19 protein-coding genes, 2 tRNA genes and 3 rRNA genes are annotated in these 21,314 nt (G+C 43.9%); 20 read left to right on the top strand and 4 right to left on the bottom strand.

Annotated features, from left to right (window positions below; translation table 11 throughout):
* The first annotated feature begins 9 nt into the window (after nt 1-9).
* The 6 genes from AADY36_RS16600 to hemF all read left to right on the top strand — a co-directional run bounded on the left by AADY36_RS16600 (nt 10) and on the right by hemF (nt 4,916).
* Nucleotides 10-1,128: a LysM peptidoglycan-binding domain-containing protein gene (locus AADY36_RS16600; RefSeq protein ID WP_342409246.1), complete on the top strand. Its 1,119-nt coding sequence runs from the start codon at nt 10-12 to the stop codon at nt 1,126-1,128.
* 29 nt (nt 1,129-1,157) lie between these two features.
* A complete protein-coding gene (dprA, locus tag AADY36_RS16595; protein WP_054563779.1) occupies nt 1,158-2,255 on the top strand; it encodes a DNA-processing protein DprA in 1,098 nt (365 codons plus the stop codon).
* A complete protein-coding gene (locus AADY36_RS16590; RefSeq protein WP_342409245.1) occupies nt 2,248-2,721 on the top strand; it encodes a DUF494 family protein in 474 nt (157 codons plus the stop codon). The genes dprA and AADY36_RS16590 overlap by 8 nt, the downstream gene beginning before the upstream one ends.
* Before the next feature lie 71 nt (nt 2,722-2,792).
* The gene (locus AADY36_RS16585; RefSeq protein ID WP_054563781.1) at nt 2,793-3,362 is read left to right on the top strand and encodes a DNA topoisomerase family protein; all 570 of its coding nucleotides are present in this window, start codon (nt 2,793-2,795) and stop codon (nt 3,360-3,362) included.
* Nucleotides 3,363-3,396: 34 nt separating this feature from the next.
* Nucleotides 3,397-3,963 carry an L-threonylcarbamoyladenylate synthase gene (locus AADY36_RS16580; protein WP_055022182.1) on the top strand — a complete coding sequence of 189 codons (567 nt, stop codon included), beginning with the start codon at nt 3,397-3,399 and terminating at the stop codon, nt 3,961-3,963.
* 2 nt (nt 3,964-3,965) lie between these two features.
* Nucleotides 3,966-4,916, top strand: coding sequence for an oxygen-dependent coproporphyrinogen oxidase (gene hemF, locus AADY36_RS16575; RefSeq protein ID WP_239962548.1), 951 nt, complete (start codon nt 3,966-3,968; stop codon nt 4,914-4,916).
* On the opposite strand, the gene AADY36_RS16570 is transcribed toward hemF, so the two are convergent.
* From AADY36_RS16570 to AADY36_RS16560, 3 genes are all read right to left on the bottom strand, one after another.
* Complete coding sequence (locus AADY36_RS16570; protein WP_239962546.1) at nt 4,913-5,365, bottom strand: hypothetical protein; 453 nt, start codon at nt 5,363-5,365, stop codon at nt 4,913-4,915. The genes hemF and AADY36_RS16570 overlap by 4 nt on opposite strands.
* Nucleotides 5,366-5,431: 66 nt before the next feature.
* The gene (locus AADY36_RS16565) at nt 5,432-7,027 is read right to left on the bottom strand and encodes a methyl-accepting chemotaxis protein (protein WP_239962544.1); all 1,596 of its coding nucleotides are present in this window, start codon (nt 7,025-7,027) and stop codon (nt 5,432-5,434) included.
* An 81-nt stretch (nt 7,028-7,108) separates the two neighbouring features.
* The gene (locus AADY36_RS16560) at nt 7,109-7,540 is read right to left on the bottom strand and encodes a group II truncated hemoglobin (protein ID WP_054554758.1); all 432 of its coding nucleotides are present in this window, start codon (nt 7,538-7,540) and stop codon (nt 7,109-7,111) included.
* Nucleotides 7,541-7,581: 41 nt separating this feature from the next.
* On the opposite strand from AADY36_RS16560, the gene aroE reads away from it, so the two are divergent.
* Both aroE and AADY36_RS16550 read left to right on the top strand, forming a co-directional pair.
* The gene (gene aroE, locus AADY36_RS16555) at nt 7,582-8,406 is read left to right on the top strand and encodes a shikimate dehydrogenase (protein ID WP_055022179.1); all 825 of its coding nucleotides are present in this window, start codon (nt 7,582-7,584) and stop codon (nt 8,404-8,406) included.
* Entirely contained in the window at nt 8,403-8,657 is a 255-nt protein-coding gene (locus tag AADY36_RS16550) for a DUF1488 domain-containing protein (RefSeq protein WP_055022178.1), read from the top strand. The genes aroE and AADY36_RS16550 overlap by 4 nt, the downstream gene beginning before the upstream one ends.
* On the opposite strand, the gene AADY36_RS16545 is transcribed toward AADY36_RS16550, so the two are convergent.
* Nucleotides 8,654-9,187 carry a gamma carbonic anhydrase family protein gene (locus AADY36_RS16545; protein WP_054563788.1) on the bottom strand — a complete coding sequence of 178 codons (534 nt, stop codon included), beginning with the start codon at nt 9,185-9,187 and terminating at the stop codon, nt 8,654-8,656. The genes AADY36_RS16550 and AADY36_RS16545 overlap by 4 nt on opposite strands.
* A gap of 534 nt (nt 9,188-9,721) precedes the next feature.
* Here AADY36_RS16545 and AADY36_RS16540 point away from each other — a divergent pair.
* The 12 genes from AADY36_RS16540 (at nt 9,722) to AADY36_RS16485 (ending at nt 21,302) form a co-directional block, all read left to right on the top strand.
* Nucleotides 9,722-11,262, top strand: a 16S ribosomal RNA gene (locus AADY36_RS16540).
* Between the two features lie 76 nt (nt 11,263-11,338).
* Nucleotides 11,339-11,415, top strand: a tRNA-Ile gene (locus AADY36_RS16535).
* A gap of 44 nt (nt 11,416-11,459) precedes the next feature.
* Nucleotides 11,460-11,535 (top strand) — tRNA-Ala (locus AADY36_RS16530).
* 283 nt (nt 11,536-11,818) lie between these two features.
* Nucleotides 11,819-14,702: ribosomal RNA gene (locus tag AADY36_RS16525) — 23S ribosomal RNA — on the top strand.
* 220 nt (nt 14,703-14,922) lie between these two features.
* Nucleotides 14,923-15,037, top strand: a 5S ribosomal RNA gene (gene rrf / locus AADY36_RS16520).
* The 16S, 23S and 5S rRNA genes sit together here with 2 tRNA genes alongside, the layout of an rRNA operon.
* A gap of 442 nt (nt 15,038-15,479) precedes the next feature.
* Nucleotides 15,480-16,412, top strand: a complete 933-nt coding sequence (locus tag AADY36_RS16515) for a hypothetical protein (protein ID WP_054554600.1) — start codon at nt 15,480-15,482, stop codon at nt 16,410-16,412.
* Nucleotides 16,413-16,442: 30 nt separating this feature from the next.
* Nucleotides 16,443-17,342, top strand: a complete 900-nt coding sequence (locus AADY36_RS16510) for a DUF350 domain-containing protein (protein WP_342409244.1) — start codon at nt 16,443-16,445, stop codon at nt 17,340-17,342.
* A gap of 73 nt (nt 17,343-17,415) precedes the next feature.
* Nucleotides 17,416-19,068, top strand: coding sequence for a polyamine aminopropyltransferase (locus tag AADY36_RS16505; protein ID WP_414858337.1), 1,653 nt, complete (start codon nt 17,416-17,418; stop codon nt 19,066-19,068).
* Between the two features lie 79 nt (nt 19,069-19,147).
* Nucleotides 19,148-19,561, top strand: a complete 414-nt coding sequence (locus AADY36_RS16500; protein ID WP_054563728.1) for a YjfI family protein — start codon at nt 19,148-19,150, stop codon at nt 19,559-19,561.
* Between the two features lie 24 nt (nt 19,562-19,585).
* Nucleotides 19,586-20,278, top strand: a complete 693-nt coding sequence (locus AADY36_RS16495) for a PspA/IM30 family protein (RefSeq protein WP_054563727.1) — start codon at nt 19,586-19,588, stop codon at nt 20,276-20,278.
* 71 nt (nt 20,279-20,349) lie between these two features.
* Nucleotides 20,350-20,988, top strand: coding sequence for a hypothetical protein (locus tag AADY36_RS16490; RefSeq protein ID WP_055199258.1), 639 nt, complete (start codon nt 20,350-20,352; stop codon nt 20,986-20,988).
* Nucleotides 20,985-21,302: a hypothetical protein gene (locus AADY36_RS16485; protein ID WP_054554605.1), complete on the top strand. Its 318-nt coding sequence runs from the start codon at nt 20,985-20,987 to the stop codon at nt 21,300-21,302. Before AADY36_RS16490 ends, AADY36_RS16485 begins: the two co-directional genes overlap by 4 nt.
* The last annotated feature ends 12 nt before the right edge of the window (nt 21,303-21,314 follow it).

Raw genomic sequence — 21,314 nt, 5'->3', positions numbered from 1 at the left:
GGAAGCCAAATGAGATACCCACTAGTTGCGGCTTTGTTAGCCATTAGCTGTGCTTTTCCGGTAGCTGCTGATGTTTTAACAATTAAAAAAGATGCACCAAAACAATATGTTGTCAAAAAAGGCGATACGCTTTGGGATATCTCGGGCGTGTATCTTGATGAACCTTGGCAATGGCCTGATTTATGGCAAATGAACCCGCAAATTGCGAATCCGCATTTAATATACCCGGGTGATGCGCTCACTTTAATTTACGATAAAGACGGAAATCCTCGTTTAGTTAAAAATGCGCGTTATAAAAAACTCTCTCCAGAAGGGCGAATTACACCAAAAGGCAAGCAAGCAGTGCCGACGTTGCCTTTGGAGTTGCTGCGCCCATATTTGAGTTATGAGCAAGCGATTAGCGCCGATGTTATTGCACAAAAACCATATATTTTGGGTGCCAGTGTTAATACCAAAATGAATACTATGGGCCATACGCTTTACGTTAAAGGTGACTTAACACTTAACGAAGCTTATGGCGTATACCGTAAAGGCAATGATCTTGTTGATCCAAATACCAATGAAGTACTAGCGAATAAAGCGGAATTAGTGGCGATTGTTCGCGCATTTAGAAGCGGTGACGTAGAAAACGGCGTACCTGCCTCAGTTAAAGTTGAACTGGTAAAACAAGAAATTAAGCCGCATGACTTTTTAATGCCGGCGATGGAAGGGCAAATGTTGCCAGCCTATTTCACTATGAAACGCCCTGAAGCTACTTTAGATGGCACTATTATCGCCGCAGCTAATGAAATGCGTGAATTTAGTACCATGGACATTGTTGTACTAAACTTAGGTTCCGACCAAGTGAAACCAGGTTTTGTACTTGATATTCAGCGTCAATCACCTGAAGTGTATGACGGCCGCAATGGTCCGCGTTACCGCGAAGATTCTAACAGTCTTGAGAAATTCATGACTGATACAAATGATGTGTTAGGAATTGAAAGCAATGAAGACAGCAATGTATGGCACATGCCAAAGGAAAAAGTCGGTGAGTTAATGGTGTTTAAGGTATATGACAACGTTAGCTACGCATTGATTGTGAAGAATCAGCACCCGATCCGAGTTGGAGATTATGCAGTTATAAACTAACTCACAATTTGGGCGCTCAAGGAGGGAGCATGGCACAGGTTTCAGGCAAGCTATCCCATTGGCTTGCCTTTTATTTATGTAAAGGGCTTGGAATAAAAAGCCTTATTGCATTAAGTCAAAAACAGCAACTGGATGAGCTATTTAAGCTATCTAGTTTAGAGCTTCAGCAGCTGGGCTTATCACAAAGCCAAGCAGATAACTTAGTTAATACTGACTGGCAGTTAGTAGCCCACTACCAAGAGTTAATAGCAAGACTTAAAATCAAAGTCATAAGCTACTTTGATAGCAGCTATCCGCCCTTACTCAAGCAAATAGCCAATGCACCTATCTTATTATTTTGTTTAGGTAACACAGAACTATTACTGTCACCGCAAATAGCAATTGTCGGTAGTCGTAATGCCACACCGACAGGGCTTGAAGTAGCTGCTGAGTTTGCCCATCAACTTTCTGCTGTTGGCATGACGGTGACATCAGGCATGGCTATGGGTATTGATGGTGCAGCCCATAAAGGCGCATTAGCAGGGTCAGGAAACACCATTGCCGTACTTGGTACGGGTATCGATATAGCTTATCCAAAACGCCATCGCTTACTCATTAAACAGGTTGCTGAGCGGGGCTTGTTGGTTTCTGAGTTCTTACCGGGAACGGCTGCTAATGCCGCTAATTTCCCGCGCCGAAACCGTATTATCTCTGGATTGTCATTAGGAGTATTGATTGTCGAAGCGCAAATTAAAAGTGGCTCATTGGTTACCGTACGCTATGCACTTGAGCAAAATAAAGAGGTGTTTGCCGTGCCAGGTTCAATAAAAAGCCCACTTTCAGAGGCAAGCCATTTTTTAATTAAGCAAGGCGCTAAATTGACAGAAAATATTACTGATATTCTTGATGAAGTGAGCTTTTTCTGTGAAAACAGTCTATATAGTATAGAACAGCCTATTGCAGATGAACCCGACTGCCCAGTGTTCAAAAGTATAGGGTATGAGGTAACAAGTGTTGATCAAATAACACAGCGCAGCCAATTACCTGTAGACGAAGTACAAGCTCGGTTACTCGACCTAGAGCTCGCAGATAAAATCGAACGAGTACTAGATGGTTATATAAGACTTGGAGGACATAAACATGTTTGACATCCTCATGTATCTTTTTGAAAACTATATCCATAGTGAAGCTGAAATCTTTACTGAAGAGAACGAACTTACCGATGAGTTGGTTCGTGCTGGCTTCAATAAACCTGAAATCTACAAAGCCCTTGATTGGCTAGAGCAACTTGCTGACTTACAACAAAGCGATATCTACCCGTACCTTAATGCCCAACCACAACATGCTATGCGTATTTACACTGATAGTGAATGCCAAATGTTAAGTGTTGAGTGTCGCGGTTTTTTAATGTTTATCGAGCAAATAGGTGTAATTAACACCGTAACTCGCGAAATGGTGATAGATAGACTTTGTGCTCTAGATAAACCATTTATTTCTTTGGAAGACCTAAAGTGGGTGGTGCTAATGGTGTTATTTAATGTACCAGGGTCAGAGCAAGCTTACGCACAAATGGAAGACTTAATATTTGACGAGCCAGCTGATGAATTACACTAAGTAGACTTTGCTTGTATCTTTGTTGAGTTTGGGTATATTAGGCGAAAATTAGCCAACCCCACAGGAATCTTATGAGTAAAATCGACCATTCTCTTTTTTCTGCAGATAAACATGCACTCGAAAAAGAGTATGAGGTTTGCCCTAAATGCGGTTCTGAATTGGTTATGCGCAACTCAAAGTCAGGGCCGTTCTTAGGCTGTGCCAGTTACCCAAAGTGTGACTTTATCCGCCCATTAGCTCATCACGATAGCCAACAAATAAAAGTACTCGAAGACAGTGCCTGCCCAGAGTGTGGTAAGCCATTAGTAATTAAAAATGGCCGCTACGGTATGTTTATTGGGTGTACTGGCTATCCTGAGTGCCACTATATTGCTCATGATGAAGAGCCTGACGATGCCCCTCAATTACCTGCTTGTCCTAAATGCAAAAAAGGCCAGTTGGTTGCGCGTAGTAATAAGTTTGGCAAAACCTTTTATTCTTGTGATGGCTATCCGCGCTGTAAATATACCCTTAACCACAAACCTGTGCCGACCGAGTGCCCGGCCTGCCAGTGGCCAATTATGACCGAAAAGAAAACTGCCTCAGGTGTTGTGTTACAATGCCCGCAGAAGTCGTGTATGCATAAGTTAGTCGAATCTTAATGCACTTGTAATTTGTTTATTTAGGAGAGTTTCTTTGTCTGATCCTGTTGCACAACCAGCCAATGCAATTGACGCTTTGCAGCAAGGCGGTGTAATCGTTTACCCAACCGAAGCTGTTTTTGGTCTTGGTTGCGATCCTGATAACCAAGCTGCGGTTGAAAAGCTTTTAGCCATCAAACAACGCCCTGTAGAAAAAGGCTTAATTTTAATTGCTGACAATTATGGCCAGTTATTAAAGTATGTAGATGATGCCAAAATCCCGATGGATAAACGAGCTGATATCTTTTCACAATGGCCAGGTGCTATCACTTGGGTGATGCCAGCAGCAAAAGAAACTCCAAAGTGGCTAACAGGCCAGTTTGATACTATTGCGGTACGTGTTACTGATCATCCAACGGTAAAAGCCCTGTGTCAGCAATTTGGTAAGCCGTTGGTGTCAACAAGTGCAAACTTAACCGGTCAAGAAACGGTAATGACTATCGCACAAGCGAAAAGCGAATTTTCAGACACGGTAGATTTTTATGTTGATGAGCCGTTAGGTGGCAACAGCCAACCAAGTGTGATCAAAGACGCAGCGACCGGTAAAGTATTTAGAGGATAAACATGCAAAGCGAGCTACTCGAACAAGTTAAAACCTATTTAATGGCCTTACAAGATACAATTTGTCAGGGCCTTGAAAATGCTGACGGCAAAGCAAAATTTGTTGAAGATAATTGGCAGCGTGCAGAAGGCGGCGGTGGCCGTACTCGTGTTATCCAAGGTGGTAATGTCATCGAACAGGGTGGGGTAAACTACTCGCATGTATTTGGTGCTTCAATGCCAGCATCAGCAACAGCGCATCGTCCAGAGCTCGCTGGTCGTAGTTTTCATGCATGTGGTGTGTCATTAGTGATCCACCCTAATAATCCACATATTCCAACTAGCCATGCCAATGTGCGTTTTTTCATTGCCGAAAAAGAAGGCGAAGAGCCAATTTGGTGGTTTGGTGGTGGTTTTGATTTAACCCCTTATTACCCTGTTTTTGAAGATGTACAACATTGGCATCAGGTGGCTAGCGATTTATGTCAGCCATTCGGTGCAGAGGTTTACGATAAATATAAAAACTGGTGTGATGATTACTTTTTTCTAAAACACCGCAGTGAAACACGTGGTGTTGGTGGCTTATTCTTTGATGATTTAAATGAGCTTGGCTTTGAACAAAGCTTTGCCTTTATGCAGGCGGTAGGAAATGGCTATTTAGATGCTTACCTTCCTATAATTGAGCGCCGTAAAGACACGCCAACAACCGAACAGCAACGCGACTTTCAATTGTATCGTCGTGGTCGTTATGTTGAGTTTAATCTTGTTTGGGACCGCGGCACATTATTTGGCTTACAAACAGGTGGACGTACTGAATCAATTTTGATGTCGATGCCACCATTAGCTCGTTGGGAATATAACTATGTACCTGCTGCAGATAGCCCTGAGGCTAAGTTGTATCAGTACTATTTACGCCCGCAAGATTGGTTAAATAGCAAAGAATCTGATTTAGTTGCACGTCAATGGCAGCTTTAATCAAGTATTGAAAACACTCGAACCAACATTGCGTTGTCACCCTCTACGAGGGTGGCAACACTGTCACTGCTAGGCAGCTCTGCCAAGACACTAAATAGCACTTCTGCTTTTAATATTTTTAGCTTATCAGGTGTTGTATCAATAGGTGCGCTAACCTGTGTTAAGCATTGACTGATATCACAGGCATAGAAATCAAGTTTCACCTCAAAATATTCAGGGTGCTGAATAAGCTTATCAAAACCACCAACAATACTTTGTTCATACTTATCGCTTTGTGAGGTTTTATCTTGGCTGAGAAGAGATTGAGCAATCTGCTGAATATCATCACGATGTATATATTCATTAACAGTGCTTATTTGATCCGCAGATTCATTCACGCTGTGTTGATAGGTAAATAGTAACGCTGCAATAATCCCAATACAGACTAAAAGAGTTGTTAAAAATTTCATTTAAACATCCTTATTTACTATGAAATACATATAACAACTCTAGCAGTTGCACGAAAAGCGCGCAATTTAGCTTAATTTAAAGCGTCTTACTTGCTCATCAAGTGAACGAGCTAACGACAACAGCTCTTCACTGACTTTTTGGTTTTCATGGGCGTCGACTAATGAGTGCTCGGCATTGTCACTAATCGCGATAACGCTTTGGTTAATTTCTTCAGCCGCGAGGTTTTGCTGTTCAGTGGCATCAGCAATTTGCACGTTAAGTTGGTTTATCTCACTCATTTGTGAAGAAATATCACGTAATGCTTTAGCTACTTGCTTAACTTGCACAGCTCTTTCGTCTGCTTCTTCGCAAGAATTATTCATCGTATTAACGGTTTGTGCCGCTTCACTTTGTAGCTTGTCGATAGTGCGGCGAATTTCGTCGGTTGAGTCATGGGTGCGGGTCGCTAAAGTACGTACTTCATCGGCTACCACAGCAAAGCCTCGGCCAGCTTCACCAGCACGAGCCGCCTCAATCGCAGCATTAAGTGCAAGTAAGTTTGTTTGTTCGGCAATGCTACTGATCACCTCGAGTACTTTACCAACATCTAACGTTTGGGTTTGCAGTTGACTTACTTGCTCGGCAGCTGCTCTAACATCTGCCGCAAGTTGATTAATACTTTGCTCAGTGTGCTCAGCAACATGTAAGCTTTGTTGTGCAAGTTGATTACTGTGCTCTGACTTTTCAGATGCAAAATGGGTGGTGTTTTTAACTTCGCTTGATGAGCTTTCTAGTTCATTGATGGCGGCAGCGACCGAATCTGTCCCTTGCTTTTGCTTTAAGATCGCTTGCTCGGTTGCATCCGCTGAGGCATAAATGCTTTCGGCAGAGTGGATCAATACCTTAGAAGAATGAGAAACTTGAGCAATATTATCTTTAAACGCACCAATCATGTGATTAAAGCTGGTGGCAAGAGAGCTAAGCTCGTCATTATTACTGTCATCTACCGTGAGGCTTAAATCTTTATTGGTGGTTGCCAAGTGCATGGTATGGCTAATGACTTTTAAGCGTTTGATGAAAATTTTTCTAAACATCACTGCTAGTAGTGAGAAAGCCGAAATGAAAATAGCCGCTAATAGTAGCGTGTTCATTAAGGTGTTTTGCGATACTTCTTGCTCAATATCAGCCAACGAATAACTAATTTTTACTACACCTAACACATCGCCTTCTTGTGCTTGATGGCAGCCTAAGCAGTTTGTTCCTTTATAATCACTGCGAGCAAACATAGGCTTTAGATAAGTCATCGTACTTTTTTGATTATCAATAAATAGTGCTTCAGTGCCTGTTAGTGCTTTTCGCTCAGCATCGTTAGTCACAACTTGGTTGGCATTTCCAGGCCCATAAATTTTATTAACGATTGGACTACGTATGATATGAGCGTCTTCAATATTAGGGTGGCTTCTTAATTTAGTACTTAGAATTTCACGATTAGCCATAGTGCCTGTCAGCATCATGGTATTAATAGAATCAAAGTAATTATCGGCAAGCAGTTTTATGTTACTTTCAACCGTATCTCTTGCTAATTCATGTTGTTGCTGGGCACTACTAAATATACTGGCAAATAATACCAATACGCCTGTTAGTGCTAACAAAGCATAAATTTTAAATTGGATAGACTTCATTCGACGACGCTTTTTCTAAATTAAGGAAAATTTATTATCTTTATTTAGAAAAAGCGTACATTGATATAGCGCAAAGCTTAGTTAGTTTTGATTGATCATATGGCTGGCGAGTTGCGATAACGACTGTCTTAACCCTTCGCGAAGTAGTGGGTTATCAATCTCGATATCAAGCGTTTTATTCATACAATGCATCCATTGGTCACGTAGGTCTTGATCAATAGGGAAAGGCATGTGACGCTTTCTTAGCATTGGGTGACCATATTTTTCAACGAATAGGTCAGGGCCGCCCAGCCAGCCAGATAAAAACTCAAAGAAGACTTGGCGAATTCTATCTAAAGGCTGCGGATGCATATCATATAATGGTTTGGCGTATTCATCTGTGGCCATTATGTCGTAAAATCGATTTGCAATTGCTCGAGCTCCTGCTTCACCGCCAATAATTTCGTAAGGTGTTTTTTCTGGGGTAGGTGTTTCAGGCGTTGGTTTCGATTTAGAAAAAAGTCGTTTAATCATAATATTAATAAAGCTCTACAGGGCGAAGAGGTTGCTTCACTATGGACAAATACGCGGTTTTTGGAAATCCAATAAAACATTCGAAATCACCCGCAATACACGCACAATTTGCTGCATCATTAAACGAGCAAATACAATACAGCGCCATTTTAGCACCAACAGATGCATTTGAAAAAACTGTCGCTGAGTTTTTCGCTGCTGGTGGTAAAGGGGCTAATGTCACTTTGCCGTTTAAAGAGCAAGCGTTTGCTATGGTCGATGAACTAACAGAGCAAGCGAAAATTGCCGGAGCCGTAAATACTATTAAACAGCTTGAAGATGGCAGCCTACTGGGTGATAACACCGATGGTGTAGGACTTGTTAAAGATCTTTTAGCTAATAATGTCACCTTAAAAGGGCAGCGAGTTCTTCTTATTGGCGCCGGTGGTGCAGCGCGAGGTGTCATTCAGCCATTATTGAATGAGCATATCGAAAGCTTAACAATAGCCAACCGTACCGCCGAAAAAGCAAAGGCGCTAGCGAGTCATTTTAATGGTGAAATAGATGTACAGGGCTTTGCTTTAAATGATATCCCAGCAAACAACTATGATGTGGTGATTAATTCAACCTCAAGTAGTGTAACTGGAGACCTGCCGGGTATAGCTGAAGACCATGTTGCTACGTGTCAGTGCGCTTACGATATGTTTTACGCTAATGACGATACCGCATTTATTAGTTGGGTTAAGTCGATTAACACAACATGTTTAACACTCGATGGTTGTGGCATGCTAGTTGGCCAAGCAGCACAAGCTTATTTTGTATGGCGCAATAAAATGCCAGAAATTATTCCCGTTGTTATCGCGCTTAAAGCAGGAGAAATTGCGTGAATCAAGCTATTCAATTTATAGACAGACTCGAATTTAAGCCTGAAGAAAAGCAGTTGGTATTCTTCGCACAAGTAAGTGGCTTGATGGTGGAGTGTGTTATTAATACCAGCAAGTATGATTTTGCAGATCAAAGCAGTGCAGTAAATTACTTTGAATCTTATCGTTTCGATTACGAAGAACTCGCCGAGCAACTGATCGAAGATGAGCAGTATAACTCGGCAGGACAAATTGAATTAACCGAAGTGTTTTAGCCCTCAGCTAAGTATTCATCTTTAAGCTGAACATAATTATCAGCAGAGATTTTTAAAAAGGCGCGCTCTTGCTCTGTTAAAGGGCGAGCCTGTTTAACAGGGCTTCCTACATAGAGGTAACCAGACTCTAAACGCTTGTTAGGTGGTACCAGTGAACCACCACCAATGATCACATCATCTTCAACAATTGCGTTATCCATTACTATTGCGCCCATACCAACAAGTATACGATTACCAAGTTGGCAGCCGTGTAGCATAACTTTATGACCAACAGTGACATCATCACCAATAATAAGAGGGTAGCCGTCGGGGTTTGACTTAGAGGCACGAGTTAAATGTAAAACACTGCCATCTTGAATGTTCGTACGTTCACCAATACGTATATAGTTAACATCACCTCGCGCAGCAACAAGAGGCCAAACACTTGAATCTTTACCAAGCGTAATATCACCCACTAAAACCGATGACTCATCAATATAAACACTATTATCGTATGTCGGAGTGATCCCTTTATAAGAACGGATAGTCATAAATTCACCTTTTAATTTTAAAATGCGCTCAGTCTAGTGTAACAGCGAAGCAAATAAATACACCAAAACAGGCCTAAATTGACTGCAAAACACCCAGTTTCAGGGCGTTTAGTTCAAAAGCTGAGCGAACAGTACGTTTTTTTAAATTTTATTGAAAAAAGTGCTTGCGTAAAAAATCCATCTCCCTATAATGCGACCCCACTGACACGGCGGGCAGCAACGAAAGGCGCTGAACAACGTAGCAGAGAGTTAAGTGAAACTTCGGTTTCAAATAATTGAAAGAAAGTTTGAAATTAAGTGTTGACTCGAAAAATTAAGGATGTATTATACGCATCCCTAGCGACAACGTCGCAACGTTCTTTAACAATATAAAGCAATCATCTGTGTGGGCACTCGTACAGATTGAGTTCTAACAGCGAAGCTTGGTTTACTAAGTGGAGCAAACAAATTTAGAGTCTCAATTTCTTATGAGTGACTATATAGTCAATTTATACAGAATTCATTGAGCGCGAAACTTCGGTTTCAAAAAACTTTTAATTGAAGAGTTTGATCATGGCTCAGATTGAACGCTGGCGGCAGGCCTAACACATGCAAGTCGAGCGGAAACGAAGAGGTGCTTGCACCTCTGGCGTCGAGCGGCGGACGGGTGAGTAATGCTTGGGAATATGCCTTATGGTGGGGGACAACAGTTGGAAACGACTGCTAATACCGCATGATGTCTACGGACCAAAGTGGGGGACCTTCGGGCCTCACGCCAAAAGATTAGCCCAAGTGGGATTAGCTAGTTGGTGAGGTAATGGCTCACCAAGGCAACGATCCCTAGCTGGTTTGAGAGGATGATCAGCCACACTGGGACTGAGACACGGCCCAGACTCCTACGGGAGGCAGCAGTGGGGAATATTGCACAATGGGCGCAAGCCTGATGCAGCCATGCCGCGTGTGTGAAGAAGGCCTTCGGGTTGTAAAGCACTTTCAGTAAGGAGGAAAGGTTAAGTGTTAATAGCACTTAGCTGTGACGTTACTTACAGAAGAAGCACCGGCTAACTCCGTGCCAGCAGCCGCGGTAATACGGAGGGTGCGAGCGTTAATCGGAATTACTGGGCGTAAAGCGTACGCAGGCGGTTTGTTAAGCGAGATGTGAAAGCCCCGGGCTCAACCTGGGAACTGCATTTCGAACTGGCAAACTAGAGTGTGATAGAGGGTGGTAGAATTTCAGGTGTAGCGGTGAAATGCGTAGAGATCTGAAGGAATACCGATGGCGAAGGCAGCCACCTGGGTCAACACTGACGCTCATGTACGAAAGCGTGGGGAGCAAACAGGATTAGATACCCTGGTAGTCCACGCCGTAAACGATGTCTACTAGAAGCTCGGGTCTTCGGACTTGTTTTTCAAAGCTAACGCATTAAGTAGACCGCCTGGGGAGTACGGCCGCAAGGTTAAAACTCAAATGAATTGACGGGGGCCCGCACAAGCGGTGGAGCATGTGGTTTAATTCGATGCAACGCGAAGAACCTTACCTACACTTGACATACAGAGAACTTACCAGAGATGGTTTGGTGCCTTCGGGAACTCTGATACAGGTGCTGCATGGCTGTCGTCAGCTCGTGTTGTGAGATGTTGGGTTAAGTCCCGCAACGAGCGCAACCCCTATCCTTAGTTGCCAGCGATTCGGTCGGGAACTCTAAGGAGACTGCCGGTGATAAACCGGAGGAAGGTGGGGACGACGTCAAGTCATCATGGCCCTTACGTGTAGGGCTACACACGTGCTACAATGGCGCATACAGAGTGCTGCGAACCTGCGAGGGTAAGCGAATCACTTAAAGTGCGTCGTAGTCCGGATTGGAGTCTGCAACTCGACTCCATGAAGTCGGAATCGCTAGTAATCGCATATCAGAATGATGCGGTGAATACGTTCCCGGGCCTTGTACACACCGCCCGTCACACCATGGGAGTGGGTTGCTCCAGAAGTGGATAGTCTAACCTTCGGGAGGACGTTCACCACGGAGTGATTCATGACTGGGGTGAAGTCGTAACAAGGTAGCCCTAGGGGAACCTGGGGCTGGATCACCTCCTTATACGATTTAGAACTTATTTGTTCGTAGTGTCCACACAGATGATTGTTAATTGTAAAGAGAACAACACTTATTGTTTGGGTCTGTAGCTCAGTTGGTTAGAGCGCACCCCTGATAAGGGTGAGGTCGGTAGTTCAAATCTACTCAGACCCACCACTTCTTATGAAGTGGCAAAAATGACAATAAGTACCAGCATATGTGGGGCTATAGCTCAGCTGGGAGAGCGCCTGCCTTGCACGCAGGAGGTCAGCAGTTCGATCCTGCTTAGCTCCACCACTTTTACTCCTTAAAAATAAACATTCTTAATCAGGTAATAAACTGCTTGAGAATAGAGTGTGTTTAATTTTGAGAAGTTTATTCTCTTGCTCTTTAAAAATTTGGAAAGCTGATATTAAAATTCTTATAGATATTCGTATCTATAAAGAGTTTTCAAAAGTAAAAATATGCCATTAATCGAAAGATTAATTGGTATCTACTTTAGTATTCTCATCATTATTTGATGAATTAACTTCTGGCGAAGTTAACAGCTGTCACTAACAAAGACCCGTTTGGGTTGTATGGTTAAGTGACTAAGCGTACACGGTGGATGCCTTGGCAGTTGGAGGCGATGAAGGACGTATTAACTTGCGATAAGCCTAGTCAAGCTAGTAAAAAGCGCTTGAGGCTAGGATTTCCGAATGGGGAAACCCACCTGCTTGCAGGTATCTTGCACTGAATACATAGGTGTAAGAGGCGAACGCGGAGAACTGAAACATCTAAGTACCCGTAGGAACAGAAATCAACCGAGATTCCGGAAGTAGCGGCGAGCGAAACCGGACCAGCCCTTAAGCTTATTATGTGTTAGTGGAACATTCTGGAAAGTTTGACGATACAGGGTGATAGTCCCGTACACGAAAATGCATCTTAAGTGAAATCGAGTAGGTCGGAGCACGTGAAACTTTGACTGAATATAGGTGGACCATCATCTAAGGCTAAATACTCCCAACTGACCGATAGTGAACCAGTACCGTGAGGGAAAGGCGAAAAGAACCCCTGTGAGGGGAGTGAAATAGAACCTGAAACCGTGTACGTACAAGCAGTAGGAGCCCTTCGAGGGTGACTGCGTACCTTTTGTATAATGGGTCAGCGACTTATATTTTGTAGCGAGGTTAACCGATTAGGGTAGCCGTAGGGAAACCGAGTCTTAACTGGGCGTATAGTTGCAAGGTATAGACCCGAAACCCGGTGATCTAGCCATGGGCAGGTTGAAGGTTGAGTAACATCAACTGGAGGACCGAACCCACTAACGTTGAAAAGTTAGGGGATGACCTGTGGCTAGGAGTGAAAGGCTAATCAAACCGGGAGATAGCTGGTTCTCCCCGAAATCTATTTAGGTAGAGCCTCGGACGAATACTTACGGGGGTAGAGCACTGTTAAGGCTAGGGGGTCATCCCGACTTACCAACCCTTTGCAAACTCCGAATACCGTAAAGTACTATCCGGGAGACACACGGCGGGTGCTAACGTCCGTCGTGAAGAGGGAAACAACCCAGACCGCCAGCTAAGGTCCCAAAGTCATAGTTAAGTGGGAAACGATGTGGAAAGGCCCAGACAGCCAGGAGGTTGGCTTAGAAGCAGCCATCCTTTAAAGAAAGCGTAATAGCTCACTGGTCGAGTCGGTCTGCGCGGAAGATGTAACGGGGCTAAACTATGCACCGAAGCTGCGGATTCAAAATTTATTTTGAGTGGTAGGGGAGCGTTCTGTAAGCCGTTGAAGGTGTACCGGGAGGTATGCTGGAGGTATCAGAAGTGCGAATGCTGACATGAGTAACGATAATGCTGGTGAAAAACCCGCACGCCGGAAGACCAAGGGTTCCTATCCCATGTTAATCAGGGTAGGGTAAGTCGACCCCTAAGGCGAGGCCGAAAGGCGTAGTCGATGGGAAACGGGTTAATATTCCCGTACTTGGTATAATTGCGATGGGGGGACGGAGCAGGCTAAACAAGCATGGCGTTGGTTGTCCATGTGAAAGTGAGTAGGTTGGTGACTTAGGAAAATCCGGGTCGCTAAGACTGAGACACGAGACGAGCACCCAAGGGTGTGAAGTTGTTGATGCCATACTTCCAGGAAAAGCCTCTAAGCTTCAGATTATACCGAATCGTACCCCAAACCGACACAGGTGGTCAGGTAGAGAATACTAAGGCGCTTGAGAGAACTCGGGTGAAGGAACTAGGCAAAATTGTACCGTAACTTCGGGAGAAGGTACGCTCCTATCTGTGATGAGACTTGCTCTCTAAGCGGACGGGAGCCGCAGTGACCAGGTGGCTGGGACTGTTTATTAAAAACACAGCACTGTGCAAAATCGCAAGATGACGTATACGGTGTGACACCTGCCCGGTGCCGGAAGGTTAATTGATGGGGTTAGTTTTCGGACGAAGCTCTTGATCGAAGCCCCGGTAAACGGCGGCCGTAACTATAACGGTCCTAAGGTAGCGAAATTCCTTGTCGGGTAAGTTCCGACCTGCACGAATGGTGTAACCATGGCCACGCTGTCTCCACCCGAGACTCAGTGAAATTGAAATCGCAGTGAAGATGCTGTGTACCCGCGGCTAGACGGAAAGACCCCGTGAACCTTTACTACAGCTTGGCACTGAACATTGACCCTACATGTGTAGGATAGGTGGGAGGCTTTGAAGCAGAAACGCTAGTTTTTGTGGAGCCGTCCTTGAAATACCACCCTTGTAGTGTTGATGTTCTAACGTTGGTCCCTAATCGGGATTACGGACAGTGCCTGGTGGGTAGTTTGACTGGGGCGGTCTCCTCCCAAAGAGTAACGGAGGAGCACGAAGGTTGGCTAAGTACGGTCGGACATCGTACGGTTAGTGTAATGGTAGAAGCCAGCTTAACTGCGAGACAGACACGTCGAGCAGGTACGAAAGTAGGTCATAGTGATCCGGTGGTTCTGAATGGAAGGGCCATCGCTCAACGGATAAAAGGTACTCCGGGGATAACAGGCTGATACCGCCCAAGAGTTCATATCGACGGCGGTGTTTGGCACCTCGATGTCGGCTCATCACATCCTGGGGCTGAAGTCGGTCCCAAGGGTATGGCTGTTCGCCATTTAAAGTGGTACGCGAGCTGGGTTTAGAACGTCGTGAGACAGTTCGGTCCCTATCTGCCGTGGGCGTTTGAGAATTGAGAGGGGTTGCTCCTAGTACGAGAGGACCGGAGTGAACGAACCGCTGGTGTTCGGGTTGTCATGCCAATGGCACTGCCCGGTAGCTACGTTCGGAACTGATAAGCGCTGAAAGCATCTAAGCGCGAAGCAGGCCTCGAGATGAGTTCTCACTAGACTTTTAAAGTCTCTGAAGGGCCGTTGAAGACTACAACGTTGATAGGCAGGATGTGGAAGTGGTGCGAGCCATTAAGCTAACCTGTACTAATTACCCGTGAGGCTTAACCATACAACGCCAAACGCGTTTTATGACAGCGTAACGAACAGAAGTTAAGTTACTAAAGTAGATTTTACGAAGCTGTAAGCCATAAGCTTTAAGCTGTAAGAAAATATCAGATTTCCAGATTTATGTAGGGTGAACCGCAACGCTTAACGCGAAATCAGTTCACCTTGCGCAAAGGACTCGTAAGCGCTACGCGCTTTGTCGAGAATCCTTTCCACGCCTTTTGCTTGGTGACAATAGCGTTTTGGACCCACCTGACCCCATGCCGAACTCAGTAGTGAAACGAAACAGCGCCGATGATAGTGTAGCAGCTGCTATGTGAAAGTAGGTCATCGCCAGGCTCCAAATAAGAGAAAGCCCGATTCGAAAGAGTCGGGCTTTTTTGCGTCTGGAGCTTTCAGCTATCAGCTATCAGCCGTCAGTTGAACTGTGGGGTTGTTTAGTGCAGAGTCACCCTCAGCAACAAACCCCGTAGGAGGCACTTCAGTGCCGAATTCAGACCTTTACAAACACATTCATGGCTAAAGCCATTCCTACAAGTACACTTTGCCTAGAGCCTAGAACCTCCACCTATCGGCTGATCGCTGACGGCTGAAAGCTGATAGCTCTGTGATGTGTTTGGTTTAGCTTCGCTCTACCCAACCTACGCCAGCCCTTTAAACTTTCCCCTTGCTAACTAGCAATTCACGACCCAATTTACCCTTTGTTGCAATTTTAATCTTGGTTTAGTACCTGAGCTATGTAAAACTATTTGCGTTTTTAAACCACAATCAGGTGACATGAATGTCTCAAATAAAAGCTTGGAAACTTATTAGCCTGTTTTGTTTGGTAAGCTTGCTTATGGGCTGTGAGTCGAAAGAAGAGCAGCTGAAACAAACAATACAACAATCCATAGAAAAAGCTGAAGTTGAATTAAATCAACTCGGTACAGCGCTTGATAATGGCTCTTTGCGTAATGCGACGATACTTAAACAATACGGCAAGGTGCTTGCTGAGCAGCAACCACAACTTTCTGAGATCGCTCGTGTAATTAGTCTTGATGCGACTCGTGAAGGGGCTATTTATTCAGGTCTTACACAACGCTTAGCTGATGTTAAGTCTACTTATCTAATACCACCATATGAAGATACTCTTCATCAACTTGATCTTATTCGTGATGCTGCCAAGCCATCTTTATTTCAAGATGCGCTTACCGATCCTATCAATATGCTTGCTGATATGTCGCAGGGGTCATTGGCGCGCGTTGGCGCAATTAGTGAAGCTGCTGAAGGCGAAAGTGTTGGTAACCAGTTAGTTGGCAACCCTAACTATGGGCAATGGCAAACAAATAGCAGCGGTACCAGCTTTTGGGTATGGTACGGGATGTATCGCATGTTGGGCGATGTATTCGACCGAGTTGAGTATGGTCGCTGGAGCCGTCACAGAAAGTACAGCTATTACAATGACTATGGCCGTTACCGTTATTCGAGCCCAAAACAGATTAAAGCACAACAAACGGTAGAGACACGTACTCGTCAGTCTTATCAACGCCAAGGTAAACAATTCACTAGTCCGTATGCCAAGAAGCGTAGTGGCGCATCTGGATTAAGCCGTAGCAGCTATACGCCGCCACGCACACGTAGTAGCTATGCTTCTAGCAGTAGTTACAGTAAAAGCTCTGGGTCATTACGTAACAGCTCGAGCAGAACATCACGTGGCATTAGCCGCGGTAAGTAGTGAAAAGAATAACCACCGGAGTTACAACACATGTATGAATTTAATGGAATAACCACTTGGTCGTTGCAAGCTTTAGCAATCGACTTTGCAATCATTATCGCTTTATTTGTCAGCCTAAAATTTATCAAAGGCTGGGTATCTAACTTACACGCTAATGATGAAATAACTGAGCGTGACAATTTTGCTTTTGGTATTAGTTTTGCGGCTGGGCTTGTGGCACTTGCTATTGTTCTTAGTGGCGTGAGCAGCGGCGCATTTGCACCGACTTTACAACAAGAAGCATTACAAATGCTAGGTTATGGTGTGATGGCGATTGTGCTTATCAAGCTAGGTCACTTCTTCCAAGACAAGGTAGCGCTTCGTAAAGTGAGCCTGCATGACGAAATCGTAAAAGGTAATGCTACTGCTGCACTCATTGATTTTGGCCATGTGGTGAGTGTAGCGATTGTCATTCGCTCTGCTTTATTTTGGGTTGCGACCGAAGGCTGGCATGGTGTTCCAATTGTGATCGCAGCTTTTGCCATTGGCAGCATTGCGATGCTACTGATCAGTCAATATCGAGTGCAGTTATTCAAGCGTACTAATCGCAGTGGTGATTGCTTACAGCAAGCGGTTATTGACGGTAACTTAGCAGTAGGTATTCGTTATGCTGGCTTTTTAGTGGGTAGTGCATTGGCATTAACGGCTGCATCAGGTATTGCTCCTTATGCGGCTGACAACATTGTTGCTAGTTTAGGTTACTGGGCAGTAAGTGCAGCAGTGAGTTTAGTTGCTTTCATTTTACTACACTTAGTGACTATCAAAATCATCCTATCTGGTTGTGATATTTCAGATGAAGTGAACCGCCAGAAGAACGTGGGTGTAGCAGCTATCTCTGCAGCAATCTCATTTGCGATTGGTTCGACCATGGCAACCTTGTTAGGTGCCTAATTAAGTGTCTACTACAACAAGCGCCCCAAGTAGAGCCAATCTACTTGGGCATGATTTCCTATTAATAACTGTTATGGCCGTACTCGCTGGGTGCGGCCTTATTTATGAATACCTTCTATCTCATTATGCTGGTCGTGTCTTAGGCTCGGTCGAGAGTGCCATTTATGCCATGATCGGCACCATGATTGTCGCTATGGGTATCGGTGCATTTTTAGCACGTTGGTTTAAAGATGCATTTACTGCTTTCGCGTGGCTAGAGAGTATTATTGCCTTGGTCGGCATGGGCTGTATTTTAGCGATAGCGAGTGTTATCGCTGTCAGTTATTCATTGCCGCATATCTTCTCCGAAATTTTTAACTTGCCTGCAGATACCGTACTTAATGGCTATGTATTTGAAAAGCTACAAGAGTGGTCACGTTTCTTACCCTATGTGTTTGGTCTGTTACTCGGGCTATTGATCGGTATGGAGATCCCGCTAATTGCGCGTATTCGCCAGCAAGTTTATGGCCGCTTTTTAGAAAATAATGCGGGAACTATTTACGGGGCGGATTATATCGGTGCCGGTGTCGGTGCTGCGATTTGGGTGAGCATTATGCTTGCGATGCCAATTATGCAAGCAGCAGCTTGGACGGCGTTGTTTAATATTATTGCTGGTCTCGTGTTTTTATGGCGCTATCATCAACATGTTCGCTTCGCTAAGCTACTGCTAGTTTGCCATGTGCTGTTGTTGGTGTTTTTTGCGTTTGTGCTTGTGCTTGGCACCAGTTGGATGAAAAACCTAAGCAATGTTTTATACAAAGATAAAGTTATCTACTCGCAAGCAACTAAGTATCAGCACCTAGTTTTAACTGAGCGTTTGAGCCGCAATCAGCCCAATGCAATTACCGATCTTTACCTCAATGGCCGTTTACAATTCTCAAGTGTGGATGAGCAAATTTATCATTCTATGCTTGTCTATCCTGCTATGTTGGCTTCAAATCGCCACGACCGCGTGTTGATCATCGGGGGTGGTGATGGGCTTGCATTGCGTGATGTTTTGAAGTGGCCAGTAGAGCATGTCACCTTAGTTGACTTAGATGGTCAGTTGTTAAACTTATTTGGTAATGATGTCGGCGACTATGATGCGCCAGAGGAAATCAGAACACGTTTAACAGCGCTAAATAAGCACTCTATGAGCGATCCCCGCGCTGATATTCGCATTGCAGATGCCTTTTTAGAGGTCGAAGCTATGCTTGCTAAAGGCGAGCGCTTTGACACTATTTTAATTGACCTACCAGACCCTAATCACCCTGATCTTAATAAGATGTACAGTGATTATTTTTATAATCATGTGCGTCAGTTGTTGGCACCTGATGGAGCTGTGGCCGTGCAATCAACATCCCCTTATCATGCGAAGAAAGCATTTTTGAGTATTGCTAAAACAATGAAAGCAGCTGGCTTTGGTTATGTTGAGCAATACCAACAGAATATTCCTTCGTTTGGTCAATGGGGTTGGACTATCGCGACCACCGCTGGCAAATCAGCAAGTCAGCGAATTCGTGAAACGAATGAATTACCGGTGCCATCTCGTTGGGTAAGCAAAGAATATTTATTGGCTTCTTTTGTGTTTCCGAATCATTTTTTTGAACAAGTAAACACGATTGAAGTCAATAGATTAGGTTCAGGAACCTTATATGATTATTACCGCCAAGCGTGGCAAGTTGAAACCGAATTGTACAAAAATTGATATTTTATAGTTGACATAATATGTCGGCTATGCAAATCTTAACTCAGACATAATATGTCAAAACGTAAAAAGGTGAGACATGGAATTAAATGAACTATCAATCAAACTGGCTTCTTTTGAAACAGAAGGTGTGAGCTTTGAGTCTTTCTTGATTGCCAACGAAGGTGAGCAAGATGTGTTACAAGTTATCGTCGATGGGAATGATGAGTTACCTATCTTTGTTACCCAAACAGAAGAGCAACTACTGTGTATAAGCTACCTGTTTGCTGAAAACGAAGTACAAGCAGATATGCGTAATGAGTTAAACGAAACGTTACTACGTTTAAATGTACCAATTCCATTAAGTGCATTTGCAAAAATTGATGATAAATACGCTATTTTTGGCGCGTTATCGGTTAATTCATCGTTTGATGATATTACCCATGAGTTGGTAACACTGGCAGACAATGCGATTGATGCACTTGAAGCCGTGACCATTTATTTAAACGATTAATTAGCAATTTCTGGAGTTAAGATTATGAGTATTTTAAAGAAACTATTTACAGCTGTACGTGGTGGCGCTCGTGAAGCAGGACAAGCAATTGTTGATGCAAACGGTATCCGTATCTTTGAACAAGAAATTGCTGATGCACAAAATGCCCTACAACGCGCTAAAAAAAGCCTTACCGAAGTAATGGCAAAAGAGATGCAAACGAAGCGTAAAATTAGCGCACTAGATGCATCAATTGCAGAACATGAAGCGTATGCAGGTCAAGCACTTGAAAAAGGCAATGAAGCGCTAGCATTAGAAATCGCAGAAAAAATCGGTGATTTTGAAGCTGAGAAAGCAGAGCACGAAGAAGTGTTAGCTGGTTTTAGTAACCACATTGTGCAACTAAAGCAGCAAGTTAAAGATGCTGAAAAGTCGATTAAAGAAAACCAACGTCAATTAACGATGGTTAAAACGACAGAGAGTGTTCAGCAAGCAACAATGGCTGTTAATAGCACGCTAAATACTAACAGCTCATCAATGACATCAGCACGTGAGTCTCTTGAGCGTATTAAGCAGCGTCAGCAAGACCGCCAAGACCAGTTAGGTGCGGCTAAGCAATTAGAAGCTGATACTAATGGCGATGATTTAAAAGCGAAAATGGCTGAAGCGGGTATTGGTGATACCAATCCGAAAAGCGCGGATATTCTGGCGCGTATTAAAGCAAAACAAAATAGCTAATCAGTTAACGGAAAGACAAAAGGTAACTCACGCACTGGGTTACCTTTTTTGCTTCAACAAGGAGTCAGCCTATGTTTAACTTTTTCAAATCTAAAAAAGCCCCAGAGCGTCAGCTTACTGATCCAAGCCAATTACTTGTTGGTGATATGCTGACGGTGATTGATTCGTTCGCTTACCCAAGCTGGTTAAAAGGACAAACACTGCGTGTTATTGATGTGCAAACGTATCAGTACCAACGTAGTGCAGAGTATGAGTTGGTACTCGAGAGTGAATCTGGCCAAGTGGTGTTTTTGCAAATTGAATCAGATGACGGTGAGCAATGGGCAAACTTTGCGATCAAAATTCAACGCGACGATGTTGATGAGATTTTTACCCTTGATGAGTTCGCTCGTATTTTTGATGAAGACGAATTAACGGCAATTAACGTGCAAAATAGTCCGGAGCGTTTTAGTCACTTTTTAGCATCGAGCTACAAACAATCAGAAGCACCTTATGTGTGTTATTTCCATAATAAGGACTACCGCAATAAACCTTTACCTCGTTATGAAGACGAAGGTGGTGAGCCGTGTGAAATGATCTGTTTAAGCTCAGATGATGAATCGCATAGTTTAAATATTGAGATTTGGGAAGGCGGTGAAACAGAGGTATCACTGACGTTAACCAGACCAATTAGCGATATTGTTGACTTATTTCCTGGGGATGCCAAGTGAGTGATGCAAAAGCCAAATGGCAGCGTCAGGAGCAAGCCGTTAGAGCCACGCAAATGGCGTTTGATTTAAGCTCTGAAGTGCAAAAATCAATTAAGAAGCAAGCCATTGACCAAGAGCTTACGCCATCAGATATGATCCGTAAGATTTTGGAGCTCGACGTTAAGTCGAAAAAAACCAGACAGCGTTTATCGTTTAACTTAAATGATGAAGAGATTGCTTTATTGGCTGAGCGCTTTGGTGTTGCAGCCGATGATAAGCGTGCTGTGAAGCAGCGCGTGGCTGAATTACTCATTGAACACAGTAAAAAAAGCTAAGGTTTTGCCTTT

It is taken from the genome of Pseudoalteromonas sp. D15MCD-2 (genome assembly GCF_038562745.1).
Lineage (GTDB): Bacteria > Pseudomonadota > Gammaproteobacteria > Enterobacterales > Alteromonadaceae > Pseudoalteromonas.
Note: the sequence above shows the minus strand (reverse complement) of the source record. Positions and strands in the feature narration are given on the sequence as shown.